Origin of the sequence: Leucothrix mucor DSM 2157, assembly GCF_000419525.1 — a bacterium.
GTDB classification, from domain to species: Bacteria; Pseudomonadota; Gammaproteobacteria; order Thiotrichales; family Thiotrichaceae; genus Leucothrix; species Leucothrix mucor.
The window spans coordinates 3,345,085-3,359,189 of record NZ_ATTE01000001.1; the positions used below are offsets into that span (position 1 = coordinate 3,345,085).

Consider the following 14,105-nt stretch of genomic DNA (forward strand, 5'->3'; position numbering starts at 1 on the left):
TTGTCGGAGCGAGCATCATGCGAGTCGCACCAGAACATTATTCCAGTGTGATGGTGCATGGCAGTCGTCTGCCTTGTTTCCTACGACGGTACGAACCGTATCAGGTGCAACGGGTATGAATCTCAGCCTTCACAAAATCAAATTTCGCGAGGGCACCCCGACAAGTGTTATTTAAAATAGCAGAGAAGTTTTCGGCTGGCTACTCTCAATTTATCCGTTTCAGAAATTACACTGAGACGTCTATGATTGATTGTCAGCCTGCTGTTTTGGCGTTATTACCCGCAGGTGGAGGTCCACCGCCCGGAGGTCTGCCACCCGGAGGAGGTCCGCCTGGGCCACGCCCGGAGTTAATCACCTCGCCATGCAGACAGCCCACAAACATATTCTCACTCGGGCTAGCCGCGCGGTAGTGATAACCTCTCACGGCATCCGTTGTACCTCGGCACTCATCCAGAGACTCCGCCTCATTACCTGCTTCATCTTTCCAGGCATAAACCGGATAGCCGTCTGCCGCATAACCAATTAATGGGGCATAACCATTACCGGATTTATCAGGCACACTGCCACAACCTGTGGAGGCGTGATAATGATAGCCCTGATGCACATTGGTGTGTCCGCCGCAGTCATCAAAGGCTGCAATGGTGTAAGCACCTAAAATCGCGTTAACCGGCGCAGGGCCTGATAACTCAGTACCATCTAAAGAGATACCGGCAGTCGCAACCCGGCCAGCGGTATTAGCCGCGGGAATAGGTTTGGTTGGAATGAGGAAAGTACGCGAGAAATCATCATCAAGGTAAGACAACTCACACTCAATGCAGTTTTGCATATATTCTTCTTCAACGTCCGGTTTTGCAGCGCCTAAACAGGCCTCTTTGGTCGCGGTATAGCGAACTTTATTCGTCTCCGCGTCGTAGACCATCCACTTCTCATCACCGTAGTACTCACCCAGTTTTAGGATAAATTCTCCGGTAATATCCACTAAATCTCCCTTACCATCTTTACTAAACCAGCCGCCGCCAACATTCGCACCGTCGCTAGTCGTTCTAGGGCAAAATGGGCCCGGTGTGCGGCCTGCCGGTGCACCATTCGTGATGAACTGGTAACAAGTCGTTTTTGTGCCTGCACTCGTTTCACAGTCCACAATTTTAGGTGTTTCAGTAAAGGCCCCCTCGACAAACATCGATAGGTTGATTCCTTCGTTAATGACCGCTTTATCTGCTGTTATTTTTGAAGCGGTTGCGGCTACGGCTAACGCTTTTTCTGTGGCGGCAGGCTGTGCCGGCGTGTCGACTTTAGGCGTCGCCGCGGCAGTGGCTTTACTCTCAGAGGAGCCATTACATCCCCCTAAAACCAGCGCACTACAGGCAAGAATGCCGAGTAGCGACGGGCAATTTGATAAGCGCATGAATTGTCTCCTTTGCTTCATTATGGGTGGTACTTTTCTACCGATAACATTACTGAACTGTATAACAATAATGTGCAGAAAAAATGGAGATGCTGATTATTCGGCCGCTAAGCAGCTATACTAACAATCATCCAACTAACAACGCGAAATTAGCTATGAAACGCATCAAACCAATCCTCCTACTCAGTGGTTTGTTACTGAGTGGCTCCGCTCTGGCAGAGTGCCAAAATACCGGTAATTTTAATCAATGGCTAAACGGCTTTAAGCAACAGGCCACGGCTTCCGGCATTCCCGCGAATATCGTCAATGGTGCGCTGAACAATGTGAAATTTGACCCCAGCGTCGTGCAGCGCGACCGTTCACAAAGTGTCTTTGCGCAGACCTTTCTGGAGTTTTCTGCCAAGAAAGTGAACCCTTATCGCCTAAGCAACGGCCAGAAAAAGATTCAGGAAAACCGCGCCCTATTTCAACACATCGAAAAGCAGTTCGGCGTACCGGCTCCCGTGCTAACGGCTTACTGGGCACTAGAAACTGACTTTGGCGCAGTGACGGGCAACTTCCCAACGCTCCAAGCACTGGCGACGCTTGCTTATGATTGTCGCCGTGGTGATTTTTTCCGGAATGAGCTGATGCACGCGCTCAATATTATCCAAAAAGGTGATATGCCAGCGGCACAAATGCAAGGCGCATGGGCCGGTGAATTAGGCCAGCTACAATTCCTGCCCTCCGGCTATGACAAGCACGCTGTGGACTATGATGGCGATGGTCGCCGTGATCTGATTCGCTCTAAAGAAGATGCACTGGCCTCCGCCGCGAGCCTATTACGTCAATACGGCTGGCAGCGAAACCAAGCTTGGCTATTGGAAGTTAAAGTACCCCAGCAAATGGATTGGTCATTAGCACGATTAGGTAATAAATTACCGCTGGCACAATGGACCAAACAAGGGGTGACGGAGCTTAGCGGTCGCCCGTTAAGACCTGCTGGCACTGCCGAACTGCTGCTACCAATGGGGCGTAATGGCCCGGCCTTTCTAGCCTTTCCAAACTTTGATGTGATGCTGCGCTGGAATGAATCAACGGTTTATTCGATCACTGCCGCTTATTTGGCAACCCGCTTTGCAGGGGCTGGGCAAGTTCGCAATGGCAATGCACCCGTACAAAGTTTATCCATGGATCAGGTCAAAGTACTGCAAAGTAAGCTGAAGGCACGCGGCTTTGCGGTAACTAAAATTGATGGGATTATTGGCGAGGAAACCAGCGGCGCGGTGCGTAAATTGCAGCAGCAGCTAGGCTTACCGGCAGATGGCTATCCTGACCCTGCGCTATTGCAACGTTTGTAAGATGTAACGAGTCAGCTTTAACAGGTCATCGTTACCCGGAAAACAAAAAAGCCGCTCACCGATTGACCACGGTGAGCGGCTTTTTTTGACTAACGAGTTATGGATTTTTGGGGTTTAAGACTGCGCTGATTTGTTCTTGTAGATGTACAGTGCAATGCTAATCGCGGCAAAAAATACCAAGTGCAGCAAGAACTTAACATCCAAAGCAAAGTTTAACGCAGGCAATTGATCAATCTTCAACTGCTGGAAAGAAACCAACTGCACAATCATCGCATTGGCCGGTGGTGCAATCACGGTTGTAAACCAGGTAAAGAGTAAGGCAAACAGCGCGATAACTTCGGCTCGTGCAAACTTCACCATCACCAGACCACTAATCAAACCATAAAAAATCGAGACCGCTGAGTGAGCAATCCAGGCAATTGCGATAGCAGGCGCTGCGCTCAAACCACCGAGTTGTTGATACGCCGCAGCGTGTCGGCTCGTTAAGGTGTCCATCCCAAATAAAGGCTGCATCATAATAAAAATGACGCCCATCACAGCACCAAATACTCCAGCGATTAATACTAGTTTTTGGGCTTGAGAAATACCCCGTGGCTCGCTAAATGCTGTGGCGTTGATCGTGCCTGTATTCGTAGTCAAAATAGACTCCTTAAATGTATTCAGTAGTAATTGTCGCTTTGGAAAGCAGAGATTCAGCACGCTAATTTCTCTGGCTTATCCAAAGCAGGATTACTGATAAAAACGACGGAAGTCTTGATCTGGATGCAAGTGCTTTGGCTGGCCTTAGTTTCGGCTTGCTTGTTTTGATGCCTTAAAACTCTAGCAACCACTTGCCCTCAATAAGGTTTAACTCTAGTCCTATCTTAGTTCCAAGCACACGAACCAATGCCTTTTTTCCCGTTTCTTCATAGCTGGTTTCAAGCTTGATTTTCTTTGGTAATACAATCTTACTAAATGCTTTTTTCAATGCTTCAGGAGTGAAACGATGCTGCCATTTAGGCATGACCATTGGCGGGACAAGTTCATATTTTCCCGCTTGTGCCGCCGTCAAAAATGCCAATGCGACCGACTCGGGTTTGGTGTAATCGATGCTGTCACTGCTGCTAGCAGATCCCGAGAACATGGCCAGCATTAATAATAAAATTACTCGTTTCATTGGCGACTTTATCCCCATCTTGGTTTCCCAGCCTAATCAGGCAATGCCAAATCTCACCGTTGCCGTGAGCAAGTTGTCAGTGCGCACAGTGTTGAGAACAACGCCCGTTTGTTCAGCCAAATCCCTGAGCGCTGAATCGTTTTTCAGATTATACGGACAAGTGCCATAGTCCTTATAATCCGGATGATTCGTGTAGATATCAGCCACCAATTCATCAGGAAAATAAAGCTGCGTTGTCAAAAAGGTTTCGCCATCTCGCGATACTTTCAGGTGAATGTGGGTGACACGAGGGTCATACCAACCCGGAAAAACGGTTTCGAATACGACCATCCCGTTGCCATCGGTCACTTGTCCACCACGCATAAACGTTTCAGAATCCGTCGGTGCAATACTGCCATCTTTTTGAGTCGCAATAATGGTGGCTAGCGTGTCAAATGGCGCACGAACCGGCACATCGCTATAACCGGAGTAATAGCCTCGTGCATCGCAATGCCATATTTCAACAGTTACCCCTTCAAGCGCTGAGCAATCCGGCACCTTCACCACTTCGACCGCCAGCTTGAGCGGCAAACCTGGCCGTCCCTCACTAATGTCTGAGCGAAGTGCCGATTTCACATAGTAAGGGCCAGATGTCTGTTCCGGCGTTAGCACACAAACATCCGCACCAGCCTCTGGGGCCACTTGGGTTGTTACGCCATTAGAAAAATTGGTTAATGCGTAGCGAGCAAGGGAGTTTCGCTGCCAGTACGCCACGCCACCAATCGCTCCCACCCCAAGTCCAAACTTCATAAAACTTCTGCGCTTCATATCCAATCCTCCATCAATTTATGTGTGTATTCTTAGTTTTCAACGAGAAACATCATCGCAAGTCCACCGAAAGCATGATCGCGTTCACCGCTTTGGTTTCGACGCCCACTGCATGATCCAACAGGTCTTTAAAGTTATTGCCGGCCACATCTTCAAGCGTTGCATCGACGACCAGCTTAATGTGCTGATCCGCCCACACCTCATCAGGAACGAAGCGCCATCGGGTTTCATTATCAACAACCTCGATGGTTCCCTGAATTTCTACGCCGGAGCCAGAAAAAACCTTAAGATCTTTATGCAGTAGCTCGTAATCAAACGGCCTATCAAACGTGATACTGAGCGCCTGTTTGCTATTAAGTGCTGGCGCATTGATGGTCCAGCTATCGGTATTAGGTAACTCACGTAACGCTGTTGATATGCTAAAAGGCTTTGAAAATCCGCTTAACACCTGATTGCCATTGGCCGTCGGCCAACCGCCTTCAACCACCAGTTTGTATTGCCTACCTTCATGCAACGCTGGCCCTAAAGTCAAGTTTGTCGCGACACCACGCTTGATACGACCGGGGTCCATCAACACAGTTAAGCGCTTTCTGTCTGCACTCCAAAGCTCTTGTTTGAACCGCATAAACGCGGCATCGTCGACCTTGCCGGATGAGTCCACCAGCTTGATATAATCAAAGGCGACATGTGGCTTCATTGGCGCTGCAAAGTGCAGGTAAAACCGCAGCGCGTTTTCTGGCAACGTTTCACCACTGGGGTACACCGCCGTGATTTCCGGGATGACGTTGGCGCTCTGCGATGCAATATTAAATGGTGTTAGCGTATACATCGCGCTACTCTCATCGCTCAGCTCACGCGCTCGGATGACATAATCCTGCCCTTGAACGAACTCAAAGCGAGGTGCAAAGCTCAGCGACTTACCATCGGATTCATACGTACCCGCTATCGGCGTCTTGTTCTCACAGCAGTTGCTTTCATCACCCACAAACACTTGCAATAACTTTTCATGGTCAGCTGAAAGCCCTGTTAAATCACGACTGCTGAGGTCAAGCGTAATTGGCTCGTTAACTTGCGATGGGACGGTTAAGCCGCTCTGTTTTGCCAGAGCGACCGAACCGAATGGTCCCAACAGAAGTGAGCTGATTAAAGTCGCCGCCAACAAGGCGGATTTGATTCGACTCATCACGTTACTCTCCTGAATATCCACTATTATTTTTGCTTAGCTTTGTCTTCGTAGTACTGCGGGAAGTCAAACTCAGCGACCAGGTTATGCAAACGGTTCGGGAAGAAATTCATATTCGAATCCAGATTCAAACCACCGGTTTGCGTATCGCGAGTGATTGATACTAAAAACTTATCGCTCAAGGCATCCGCGTGCATAGAAGCGCCATCAAACATCACCGCTTTACCCATTGGGCCATAAGGCAGCACCGGACCAATATCCATCTTGCCGCCGCGCTCAAAGTCTTTATCGGTTACCACTTTTGCGCCATTTAATCCGTTCAATGGGATCACCTGAGGGGAACGACTATTGCTGGTCACAAACAGCATATTTTGATCGCCAAATTTGTAGGGAATCATATCGATCGGTTGACCGTTACCCATATCACCAATGGTGTGTGCAGCAACTTTTGCTCCGTCAACCAACTCATCTAACGGAACCAGTACCACCGGGCTACAAGTGTAAGCGGCAATCAACTGCTCTTTGCCATCAATGGTTTGAATCGACATCGCGCGGATTGGTGCACGGGTTTCATACTGGTCATGCGCAATGTGATACATCTCAACACTGGTCGCACTTTGCTTGCCGTCAAATGGGTAAGGCATTCTGCGCAAGGTTGATAAGAAATCATCGTAAGCAACGCCGGAAACAAACAGCTCATTGTCGTGATAAACCATATCCATGATAGCCAACGAGCTTAGTGGGATAGCGCCCTTTGCCAGATCCTTAACTAATGGTGGCGCATCGCCAAAGCCACGAGGTCTGAAGGTAACTTGCTGATTAGGAAAATGTGTAAGTTCCTGCTTTGAGAATTCATGAGTGCCAAGGTCCATCAGTTCAATCTCGCCGGCTTGCGATACTTTAATCAGCGCAGGTTTGGCGACTAAGTTTCCAATTCTTGAGACTGAAATAAAGACCTCATGAGACACGGGGTGAACGGCCATATCGTTAATTTCGACCGCGCTTTTACCAACCCCTAACAGGTTCGCAATTCTTACGTCGATATCATCAATTTTGATCGGGGTGACATCTTTTGACACGTTGTCTGATGGCATATCAAAGGCATAAATCGAGCCGTTGATATTGTCACCGACAAATAAGGTACCGCTATCTGAGAACTCCAGCGCTCCGGCAAACTTCATGTCGAGCTTTGCTGATTCCGCGTAGGCAGCAGACGATAGGATGGAACAAATCACGACTGCCATAGAAACAGTTTTTTTCAAGGAACGCATAATGTAGACCTCTGTAAGTATGATTTTTAAAATACCTTACCGATCGGTATTAAATTGCATTCTTTACCGATCGGTATAATATGTCAAGCATATCAATTAACTTTCTTTTTACGAGGTTCTAATGGGTGCAGGTCGTCACCGCGAATTTGATACAGAAGAAGCGCTGATTAAAGCGATGAAAACGTTCTGGCTGAAAGGTTTTAGCGGTACATCATTAACTGATTTAACCGAGGCAATGGGTATCACTAAGCCCAGCCTTTATTCGGCATTTGGCAATAAAGAAGCCTTATTTATCAGTGCAATAACGAAATATGCAGGGATGAGCGGTGGGCTATTCTTAAGCACGTTACGGGCAGAGAACCTAAGCTTGCAGGAAAGAGTACGCGCGTATCTGCAAGGCATTGCCAAGCAACTGCTTGACCCCTCGCATCCTAGTGGCTGCTTTGTAACCAATAGCACTTGCGAAGCTGGCAGCACTTGCTTACCGGACAAGGCTAAAGAAACAGTGCATGCCATTAATCGCCGCTCAACCGAGTCCTTTCTCGCCTTTTTTAAAGAGGAAGAAAGCAAAGGCAATCTAAAGCCTCAAACAGATCCGGAGCTGTTGGCAGACTCGTTATTAACCATACGATTTGGTTTAGCCGTGATGGCCAGAAATGGAGCAACAGAGGATAGGCTCACCAAGGTCATTGACCATGGCATGTCACTGTTTTGACGATGGGTGCGTTAATGGGTAATGATCCTGACACACGGAAATCTGTGTCAGGATCAGGCTTGCAACTAATTACTCTTCAAACGCATTAATAAACTCTCTAACACGCGCCGCATTCACTCCGCGATCACCACGTCCAATCCGCGACACACTGCGAATATCAACCTGACTGACGCCTTCTACCGAAGTCACTACCACAACAACATCATCCACAAAGCTATAAATCGGCGTGCGGGCAATAGCCTCAAAGCGCAACTGTTTGGAGTCTTCTGCGACAACCTCCCAGCTCATACTTTTAGCAACGCGCAGTGCTTCAACAAAAGCCTCTAAGGTTGTCTTGCTGGTCTGAATCGGCGCAATATCAGGGTACGCTTTAGCCTGCTCTGCGGCTACTTCGGGGCCAAAATACACCAAAGAATTCTTAGCACCTGGGCGCGACTCATCCAGCACGATGAATTCCGGTGGGTTGCTGGTATCGGTCGTAATATCATGAATGGGCGGGAAACTCGGTGGTGTCTGCAACTTTGCGGAAATCATCGGAGCCAGTAAACACACGCCGATCAAGCTGGCGATAAATGCTTTCAGAGCGCCGCTACCATTGCGAGTGATCAATTGATAGAGCAATCCCACGATACCTAAACCAGCGACCGCGTAGCCAATCGGGTTCATATAAGTTCGAATTAGCCCAAACCCAACAATAGGCTCCCACAGGCCAAAGCGAGCACCAAACATCATTACCCCAACTGCTAAAGCTGCCAAAATAGCGATAAACAGCAAGACTGATCCAAGCCGAGAGGATTTATTACTCATGATTTTTTCCAATTAAATTAAGGAGTTTAGAACGACACTAGCGATACAGTGGCTATCTGAGATTGGCTAAATGCCAGCGTCGATCTTCGTCGATAGTAAAGGAAGCCAGAGACCAGCAGGATGACAAAGAGGTAACCTTTTTGCGCTGGCCGCCTAACGAGCGGAGAGCCAAACAGTCAGCAGATACTGTTCCGTAGTGCCAACAGGATATATTGTAGACCATTATGCTTTGAATCGATTTGAGGTCGCAGCTTGGAGCAGTATTCCGAATGATTAATCCATCAATTGACGAATTTTTAACTCAAGGTTATTACGCGCTTGCTGCTCGTAGTTCGATCGGAAATAGTCCGTCTTATAAATAAACTCTCTATTCAGAAAACCTCGCAACACCTGCGCCCGAGCGAGCTTATATTGCGCCAGTGGAGCCCAATGAAATTCAGAACGAATAGCCTCATCATAACGCTCAAAAGCAGCCTCCGACGCCCCCAATATTCCCAGATCAATATCCACTAATAGCGCGGAATCCGTATCGTAAGTTTTATGGGATTTGGTGGCAATAATCATCGCTACGACACGCGCCACACTGACCTCATCCACGCCTACTGACGATAAAAACGTTTTAGCCCACTCGGCACTACGCGCTTCATTATCACTGGCTTTTGTCTCGTAAACGGCATCATGAAACCAGAAGGCAATCTCAACTTCAGCAGGTCGCTCAGCAAGCGTCCGTATCAGTTGAAATTGGCTTAAGCATTCCGAGATATGTTGCTCGTTGTGATAGAAACGGGCTTCGTCAGCATGAGCTTGATGCAGCTCCATAAATAGCTGATCGGAAGTCTGATCAGTGAGCTCAGCACCTAAGGCTATCAAGGTTTTATTGAGATTCTCACGAGTAAACTGGGTCACTTTCACGCTCTCCAACGGTTGATTTGATAACGACTAAGCGAGCAGCTTATTTGCTGATCGCCTCTTCATCTTGCAGCACCATCGCAACCAATTTATGAACAAGGGGTGCAACGACCAATATCGTTGGAAACGCGACGGTGAAAGCAAAGCTCCATGCCGTTAACCAAATAGAAACGATATTCGAGACTAAACCAACATTAAACACGCTAATGACAAACGACATAATGCCGGACATCAGTAATGCCATAAAAAAGGAGAAGACGACTCGTTGATACTTACGTGAAATCATTGTGAATGCTCATAAATGTGTGATCTGACCGACACATTCTGTCACAAAAAATCGCCCGTTGCTTTGTACAATACGGTAATTATCAGGCGTCAGTAAGCCAGCTCACCTTACAAACGCTGATTTCCCAAAAAGAGCAGAGGTCACCGCATGCCGCCATAGACCTAACAGTAATAATCCAAACAACAGAAGAGCGCTAAAAGCCCCGCCGCCACTATTTGAATCTTCAACCTCATCGCTAAGGTCGTCCTCATCACTATCACTATCACTATCACTATCACTATCACTATCACTATCACTATCACTATCACTATCACTATCACCGCCATCAATTTCAGCGCTGACAGTCGAAATCAATTCGGAGCGGATATTGGCTGAATCAAAGTACTGCTTAAAGGTGGCCACTTCCGGCACCTGCTCCGCATCGTTAAGCATATCTTGTATATGCCCGTAAGACAGCGCTTGGTATAGCAGATCCGCAGTAATGACCAACTTCGTTTCACTACCAACATCGGCTAAGTACGTAATGGTATCCTGCCCAAGATTGAAGTTAGTATCAGCAAACGCCAAGCCTTTCACCGCCACATCATTGGGCACAACGCCCTTATCAAACCCTGAAGGGAGTATTCTATTATCCTTTACGTAAGATGCCGCCCGCAATAAGGTATGGGTAACGTCTGCATCCGTGTTTTGCATAATGGACTCATAAATTTGCACCTCTTGCTCAGAAGTGATGACGTCATAATGAGGCTCATAGTGACCCGAATCAGCATCCCCATCATTTTCTACTATGCTACCGTTGGCATTTAGTTTTCCAGACTCAAATACAGTCTCACCCTGTGAGTCCTTCACTTGAAAGTGAATAAAGGCACGCCGTGAGGGATAAGCCGTTGGGAATTTATGCCCAATATTGTTAGTAACCTTGAGTACCACTTTCAGCTGCTGATTAATGATCTCTGTTGACACAACCTCTAATGTTGCAGAGGTTTTTAGCATCTCGCGAGTCTCTTCGATTGCACTTTCAAATCCGGTGGCCTGAACCCCCAGCGCCTCCCGGTTATTGCTCAAAATATCCATCATGGTGGTATTAGCACCTAAAAAAGTATGCTGAGAAAATCCCGGTCTCGAAGCCAGATTTCTGGGAGTTGTCGATATTTTCACATCACCTACCACTTTAGGCATGTGGCAACTCTGGCAACTTCTTTCCTCGGGCGCACCCTCATTAAAAGTACTATTTTGCCACTCGGTATAAACCATCTGCTCGGGAAAGTCCGTCTCAGGTGTGGCGCTGGCGGGAAGGCCATTACTATCAACAAACGCAGTCTTAAGGTTATGACAGGTAGCACAAACCGCCGAGTCGCTCATGTGAGCACCATGCAAAGGAGTAAAGCGAGCTTGGGTTATCATCGCGTTAGCGAGTGGATTAGTGTATTGCCCATAACTCGGTCGATTTTCAGGGTTAATATACTGTTGGATGCTGAAATTTCCAGAAAAGCTTTCTGATGTTCCTAAAAAACCATTGTCTGTTATTTGGTGGCAAGCGGTACAACTAACACCATCCATTGCCTGATCAAAATAAGCATGAGATGGATTCAACATTCCGCCATCTAATATCTCCAGAGGAACACTGTCTTTTTTCATAGCATCATTAGCCATCGGCGCATGGCAGCGAGAGCATTTATCATTAATCTCATCAGACAAGTGAGGGTTGCGATGCAGTTCGGATGCAACCTTGGCTAGCCAGTACGGATCACGGGTGGAGTTCGCCATCATACTGGTTGACCAGTTTTTGACGATTGAAAGATCATTCCCCTGACTATCACTTAAGTTGTCGTGGCACTGCGTACAGTTTCCCGAACCACTAAAATGAGCCCCTACAAAGCTAGGATCAGAGTCGGCTAAGCTGACCTGTGCGGAAAGCAAACCAAATGTTATTAGCATTATTTTTCTTATAGTTAGCATATCGCTACCCTTAAAAGAACAATCAAGCTTAGGTATCTCTAATGCCTATCGCTGCCACCAGACTACCAAAAATTATTGTTATTAATATTGTTTGTAACCCTAAAAAAGGGATCAAAATCATTTGACCCCTTTTCGTATCACTTACACAGTGTTTTTGACTATGCTTTTCTGCGTCTTAACAGACCGCCAAAGATAGGCAACATCAGCAACCACATTAGAGGGCCAACTGCCCCACCACCTGAAGATGAAGTATCTTCTTCAGAATCGGTCTCTCCAGGGTCAGTCTCATCAGGTGTTGTATCTATCTGAGGAGGCAAATTAGCCGCTAAGGTATAAGCTGGAGCACCGCCATCATTCGCTATTGGCGTAACCCGAATAGTAAAGCTTGCACCATCCGTACCATTCGTTGGCCATGAGCCTATTGCTCCCACGTTAACAACATAGTTAAGGTTTAAGTTCGCGAAATCTTCAATCAGGTCAACCGCATAAGGATTCACAGTACCCTCAGCAACAGTTTCAGGTAACCAAGTCGCAACTTGCTCAGCCGATACCGGACCAAAGTCTGCAGTCATACCTGCGGGCACTTCACCGTCAGCATAGTGCTCTAACTGGCCATACATCCATTGATAAGTGCCATCGCTTCCCGGCCCCCACCATGCCATTAATACCGCATCAGTATCCGGGTCACCGTCGTCATCAAAGAAAATACCGTAAGGAACCCAGCTTGAAGGCAACCAAGCCCCACCAATATCTGAGTACTCTCCAACGGCAGTGGTCGTCGTAAAGGTAGTCAACCCTTCTCCACTTGCCTCATAGCCTGCAATCTTCGTACTAAAAAAGCCATTTTCAAGAAACTTATCTTCTTCAATCGGGCCGAACAAGCCATGAGAGAAAGTAGAGTTTTCCGTGTTATCGAATGTCAGAGTGGTATCCGATGCTGCAGTAAAGTCTTCTCCAATGCCAAAGCCCAACTCCAAGGTATAACCATCTAGCCTTGAATCAGTCCAGTTATTGATCTTCTGGTATACGGTATAGGGAATGACAGTATCTGCTGTGGTCGTATCATTCTCAACATTAAAGACCATGTCTACACTATCAACACCGCCATCAACCGTTTCAGGGAGCATCAGTACTTTGTAGCGCTTATGTGTCATAAACGGGCTTGAGCATGTCACTGGCACTTGGCCGCTGTAATCGGCAATCGCATCATCAGGATTTTCATCCAAAAACGCCGTAGATATGAGGCAGTTACCACCGCTTCGAGCCTCAAGTTCGGTACTTGGAGCATTGACAACCTTCACTCCGGGAGGTATTCCAACGGGCGGGTTCTTTGCTACAACACTTCCCATTCGGACGGCCGCAGCTTCTGAAGCATTCCGATCAAAGACATCACTTCTGTAAACACCATCATCTGCAAGCGTAGTGGTCGCATTACCCTCTGCATCAAAATAGTTAGTGACCACATTGTCCATATTCCAACCTTCTGAACCGCTGACAATACGACCAACATCTGCGTAGACCACACCAGAAGCAGACAGAACACCAGTAAAAGCCAGCAAGCTCATTGAAACTGATAGATTCTTCATAAGACTTTCCCCTCGTACACATGAAGATGTGTACTCTTTTAAGTTTTGATAAAGTGTAAACTCCCTCCTGTAGCCTTCACAGCGGTTGAATCTACGCATTTACCGTACCACCTAGGAAGCCTTCTAATAATTGATAAATATCAATTTACCCGACAATAGTTAGAATCGAGCAATATAATGAATAAATTTACGCCATAGCAATTAGAGCCTGGCGCTTTAAATTGCGCATTGACTGGCAGCAATAAGTTTGGGGTTTAGCAAGAATGGGGGGTAAGGAATTGACCAGAAAAGGTCGTCGATATTGGTGGGGAATACTCAGGATTAATCTGCGTGTATTCTTATCAGCGGTGAGTCTGAGTAACGCTTCAGGGCATCGTCTTACAACGAGCCCCTCTAAAGCGCAGCGCAATTAAGGCTGGGTTGCTTACTTGTAGAAAGCTTCAACCGTTCCTCTTAAAGTCATTAGCAGTGGCTGACCGCGGCGGTCCAGCGCTTTAGGTGATGCCACTTTTACCCAACCTTCACTAATGCAATACTCTTCGACATCAGTACGCTCTTTGCCATTTAGCAAAATACCAATCTCGTGCTCGAAAATCTCAGCCACATGGTGTGGGCTACGCGGGTTGCCTGCCAGGCGATCTGGTAAAGCGGGTTGCGATTTAGTGTCGCTCATAATAGTGA

Annotated in this window: 14 protein-coding genes and 1 riboswitch; of the genes, 2 read left to right on the forward strand and 12 right to left on the reverse strand. The window is 47.3% G+C overall.

What is annotated here, in order from left to right; translation table 11 throughout:
• Window positions 1-60 precede the first annotated feature (60 nt).
• Window positions 61-170, reverse strand: a riboswitch (TPP riboswitch).
• 83 nt (window positions 171-253) lie between these two features.
• Window positions 254-1,405: a YHYH protein gene (locus LEUMU_RS0115220; RefSeq protein ID WP_022953151.1), complete on the reverse strand. Its 1,152-nt coding sequence runs from the start codon at window positions 1,403-1,405 to the stop codon at window positions 254-256.
• Window positions 1,406-1,560: 155 nt separating this feature from the next.
• Between LEUMU_RS0115220 and LEUMU_RS0115225 the strand changes: the two genes are divergently transcribed.
• Window positions 1,561-2,745 carry a lytic murein transglycosylase gene (locus tag LEUMU_RS0115225; protein ID WP_026744814.1) on the forward strand — a complete coding sequence of 395 codons (1,185 nt, stop codon included), beginning with the start codon at window positions 1,561-1,563 and terminating at the stop codon, window positions 2,743-2,745.
• A gap of 114 nt (window positions 2,746-2,859) precedes the next feature.
• Here the strand turns inward: LEUMU_RS0115225 and LEUMU_RS26310 are convergent, their stop codons facing one another.
• The 5 genes from LEUMU_RS26310 to LEUMU_RS0115250 form a co-directional block, all read right to left on the reverse strand.
• A complete protein-coding gene (locus tag LEUMU_RS26310; RefSeq protein ID WP_022953153.1) occupies window positions 2,860-3,384 on the reverse strand; it encodes a hypothetical protein in 525 nt (174 codons plus the stop codon).
• 172 nt (window positions 3,385-3,556) lie between these two features.
• The gene (locus LEUMU_RS0115235) at window positions 3,557-3,901 is read right to left on the reverse strand and encodes a hypothetical protein (protein WP_022953154.1); all 345 of its coding nucleotides are present in this window, start codon (window positions 3,899-3,901) and stop codon (window positions 3,557-3,559) included.
• Between the two features lie 36 nt (window positions 3,902-3,937).
• Window positions 3,938-4,708: a dioxygenase family protein gene (locus LEUMU_RS26315; RefSeq protein WP_022953155.1), complete on the reverse strand. Its 771-nt coding sequence runs from the start codon at window positions 4,706-4,708 to the stop codon at window positions 3,938-3,940.
• 52 nt (window positions 4,709-4,760) lie between these two features.
• Window positions 4,761-5,891, reverse strand: a complete 1,131-nt coding sequence (locus LEUMU_RS28145) for a hypothetical protein (protein WP_022953156.1) — start codon at window positions 5,889-5,891, stop codon at window positions 4,761-4,763.
• Between the two features lie 26 nt (window positions 5,892-5,917).
• On the reverse strand, window positions 5,918-7,072 hold the full coding sequence (locus LEUMU_RS0115250) for a hypothetical protein (RefSeq protein ID WP_157474355.1): 1,155 nt from the start codon (window positions 7,070-7,072) through the stop codon (window positions 5,918-5,920).
• A gap of 211 nt (window positions 7,073-7,283) precedes the next feature.
• On the opposite strand from LEUMU_RS0115250, the gene LEUMU_RS0115255 reads away from it, so the two are divergent.
• Window positions 7,284-7,877: a TetR/AcrR family transcriptional regulator gene (locus LEUMU_RS0115255; RefSeq protein ID WP_022953158.1), complete on the forward strand. Its 594-nt coding sequence runs from the start codon at window positions 7,284-7,286 to the stop codon at window positions 7,875-7,877.
• Between the two features lie 69 nt (window positions 7,878-7,946).
• Here the strand turns inward: LEUMU_RS0115255 and LEUMU_RS0115260 are convergent, their stop codons facing one another.
• The 6 genes from LEUMU_RS0115260 to LEUMU_RS0115285 form a co-directional block, all read right to left on the reverse strand.
• Window positions 7,947-8,684, reverse strand: a complete 738-nt coding sequence (locus LEUMU_RS0115260) for a DUF1499 domain-containing protein (RefSeq protein ID WP_022953159.1) — start codon at window positions 8,682-8,684, stop codon at window positions 7,947-7,949.
• Between the two features lie 273 nt (window positions 8,685-8,957).
• The gene (locus LEUMU_RS0115265) at window positions 8,958-9,590 is read right to left on the reverse strand and encodes an HD domain-containing protein (RefSeq protein WP_022953160.1); all 633 of its coding nucleotides are present in this window, start codon (window positions 9,588-9,590) and stop codon (window positions 8,958-8,960) included.
• 46 nt (window positions 9,591-9,636) lie between these two features.
• A complete protein-coding gene (locus LEUMU_RS0115270; RefSeq protein ID WP_022953161.1) occupies window positions 9,637-9,879 on the reverse strand; it encodes a DUF2798 domain-containing protein in 243 nt (80 codons plus the stop codon).
• Window positions 9,880-9,981: 102 nt separating this feature from the next.
• Window positions 9,982-11,817, reverse strand: a complete 1,836-nt coding sequence (locus tag LEUMU_RS26325; RefSeq protein WP_051156048.1) for a multiheme c-type cytochrome — start codon at window positions 11,815-11,817, stop codon at window positions 9,982-9,984.
• Between the two features lie 179 nt (window positions 11,818-11,996).
• Window positions 11,997-13,424, reverse strand: coding sequence for a choice-of-anchor F family protein (locus tag LEUMU_RS0115280; RefSeq protein WP_022953163.1), 1,428 nt, complete (start codon window positions 13,422-13,424; stop codon window positions 11,997-11,999).
• 424 nt (window positions 13,425-13,848) lie between these two features.
• Window positions 13,849-14,097 (reverse strand): DUF3297 family protein, encoded by a 249-nt coding sequence (locus LEUMU_RS0115285; RefSeq protein ID WP_022953164.1) that lies wholly within the window; start codon window positions 14,095-14,097, stop codon window positions 13,849-13,851.
• Window positions 14,098-14,105: the final 8 nt, after the last annotated feature.

What these genes read in the sequence shown, in the direction of transcription:
- LEUMU_RS0115285 (WP_022953164.1), bottom strand. Translation starts at nt 14,097, where the DNA reads ATGAGCGACACTAAATCGCAACCCGCTTTACCAGATCGCCTGGCAGGC.
- LEUMU_RS26325 (WP_051156048.1), bottom strand. Translation starts at nt 11,817, where the DNA reads ATGCTAATAACATTTGGTTTGCTTTCCGCACAGGTCAGCTTAGCCGAC.
- LEUMU_RS0115220 (WP_022953151.1), bottom strand. Translation starts at nt 1,405, where the DNA reads ATGCGCTTATCAAATTGCCCGTCGCTACTCGGCATTCTTGCCTGTAGT.
- LEUMU_RS0115235 (WP_022953154.1), bottom strand. Translation starts at nt 3,901, where the DNA reads ATGAAACGAGTAATTTTATTATTAATGCTGGCCATGTTCTCGGGATCT.
- LEUMU_RS0115255 (WP_022953158.1), top strand. Translation starts at nt 7,284, where the DNA reads ATGGGTGCAGGTCGTCACCGCGAATTTGATACAGAAGAAGCGCTGATT.
- LEUMU_RS0115250 (WP_157474355.1), bottom strand. Translation starts at nt 7,072, where the DNA reads ATGAAGTTTGCCGGAGCGCTGGAGTTCTCAGATAGCGGTACCTTATTT.
- LEUMU_RS0115280 (WP_022953163.1), bottom strand. Translation starts at nt 13,424, where the DNA reads ATGAAGAATCTATCAGTTTCAATGAGCTTGCTGGCTTTTACTGGTGTT.
- LEUMU_RS28145 (WP_022953156.1), bottom strand. Translation starts at nt 5,891, where the DNA reads ATGAGTCGAATCAAATCCGCCTTGTTGGCGGCGACTTTAATCAGCTCA.
- LEUMU_RS0115270 (WP_022953161.1), bottom strand. Translation starts at nt 9,879, where the DNA reads ATGATTTCACGTAAGTATCAACGAGTCGTCTTCTCCTTTTTTATGGCA.
- LEUMU_RS0115260 (WP_022953159.1), bottom strand. Translation starts at nt 8,684, where the DNA reads ATGAGTAATAAATCCTCTCGGCTTGGATCAGTCTTGCTGTTTATCGCT.
- LEUMU_RS0115225 (WP_026744814.1), top strand. Translation starts at nt 1,561, where the DNA reads ATGAAACGCATCAAACCAATCCTCCTACTCAGTGGTTTGTTACTGAGT.
- LEUMU_RS26315 (WP_022953155.1), bottom strand. Translation starts at nt 4,708, where the DNA reads ATGAAGCGCAGAAGTTTTATGAAGTTTGGACTTGGGGTGGGAGCGATT.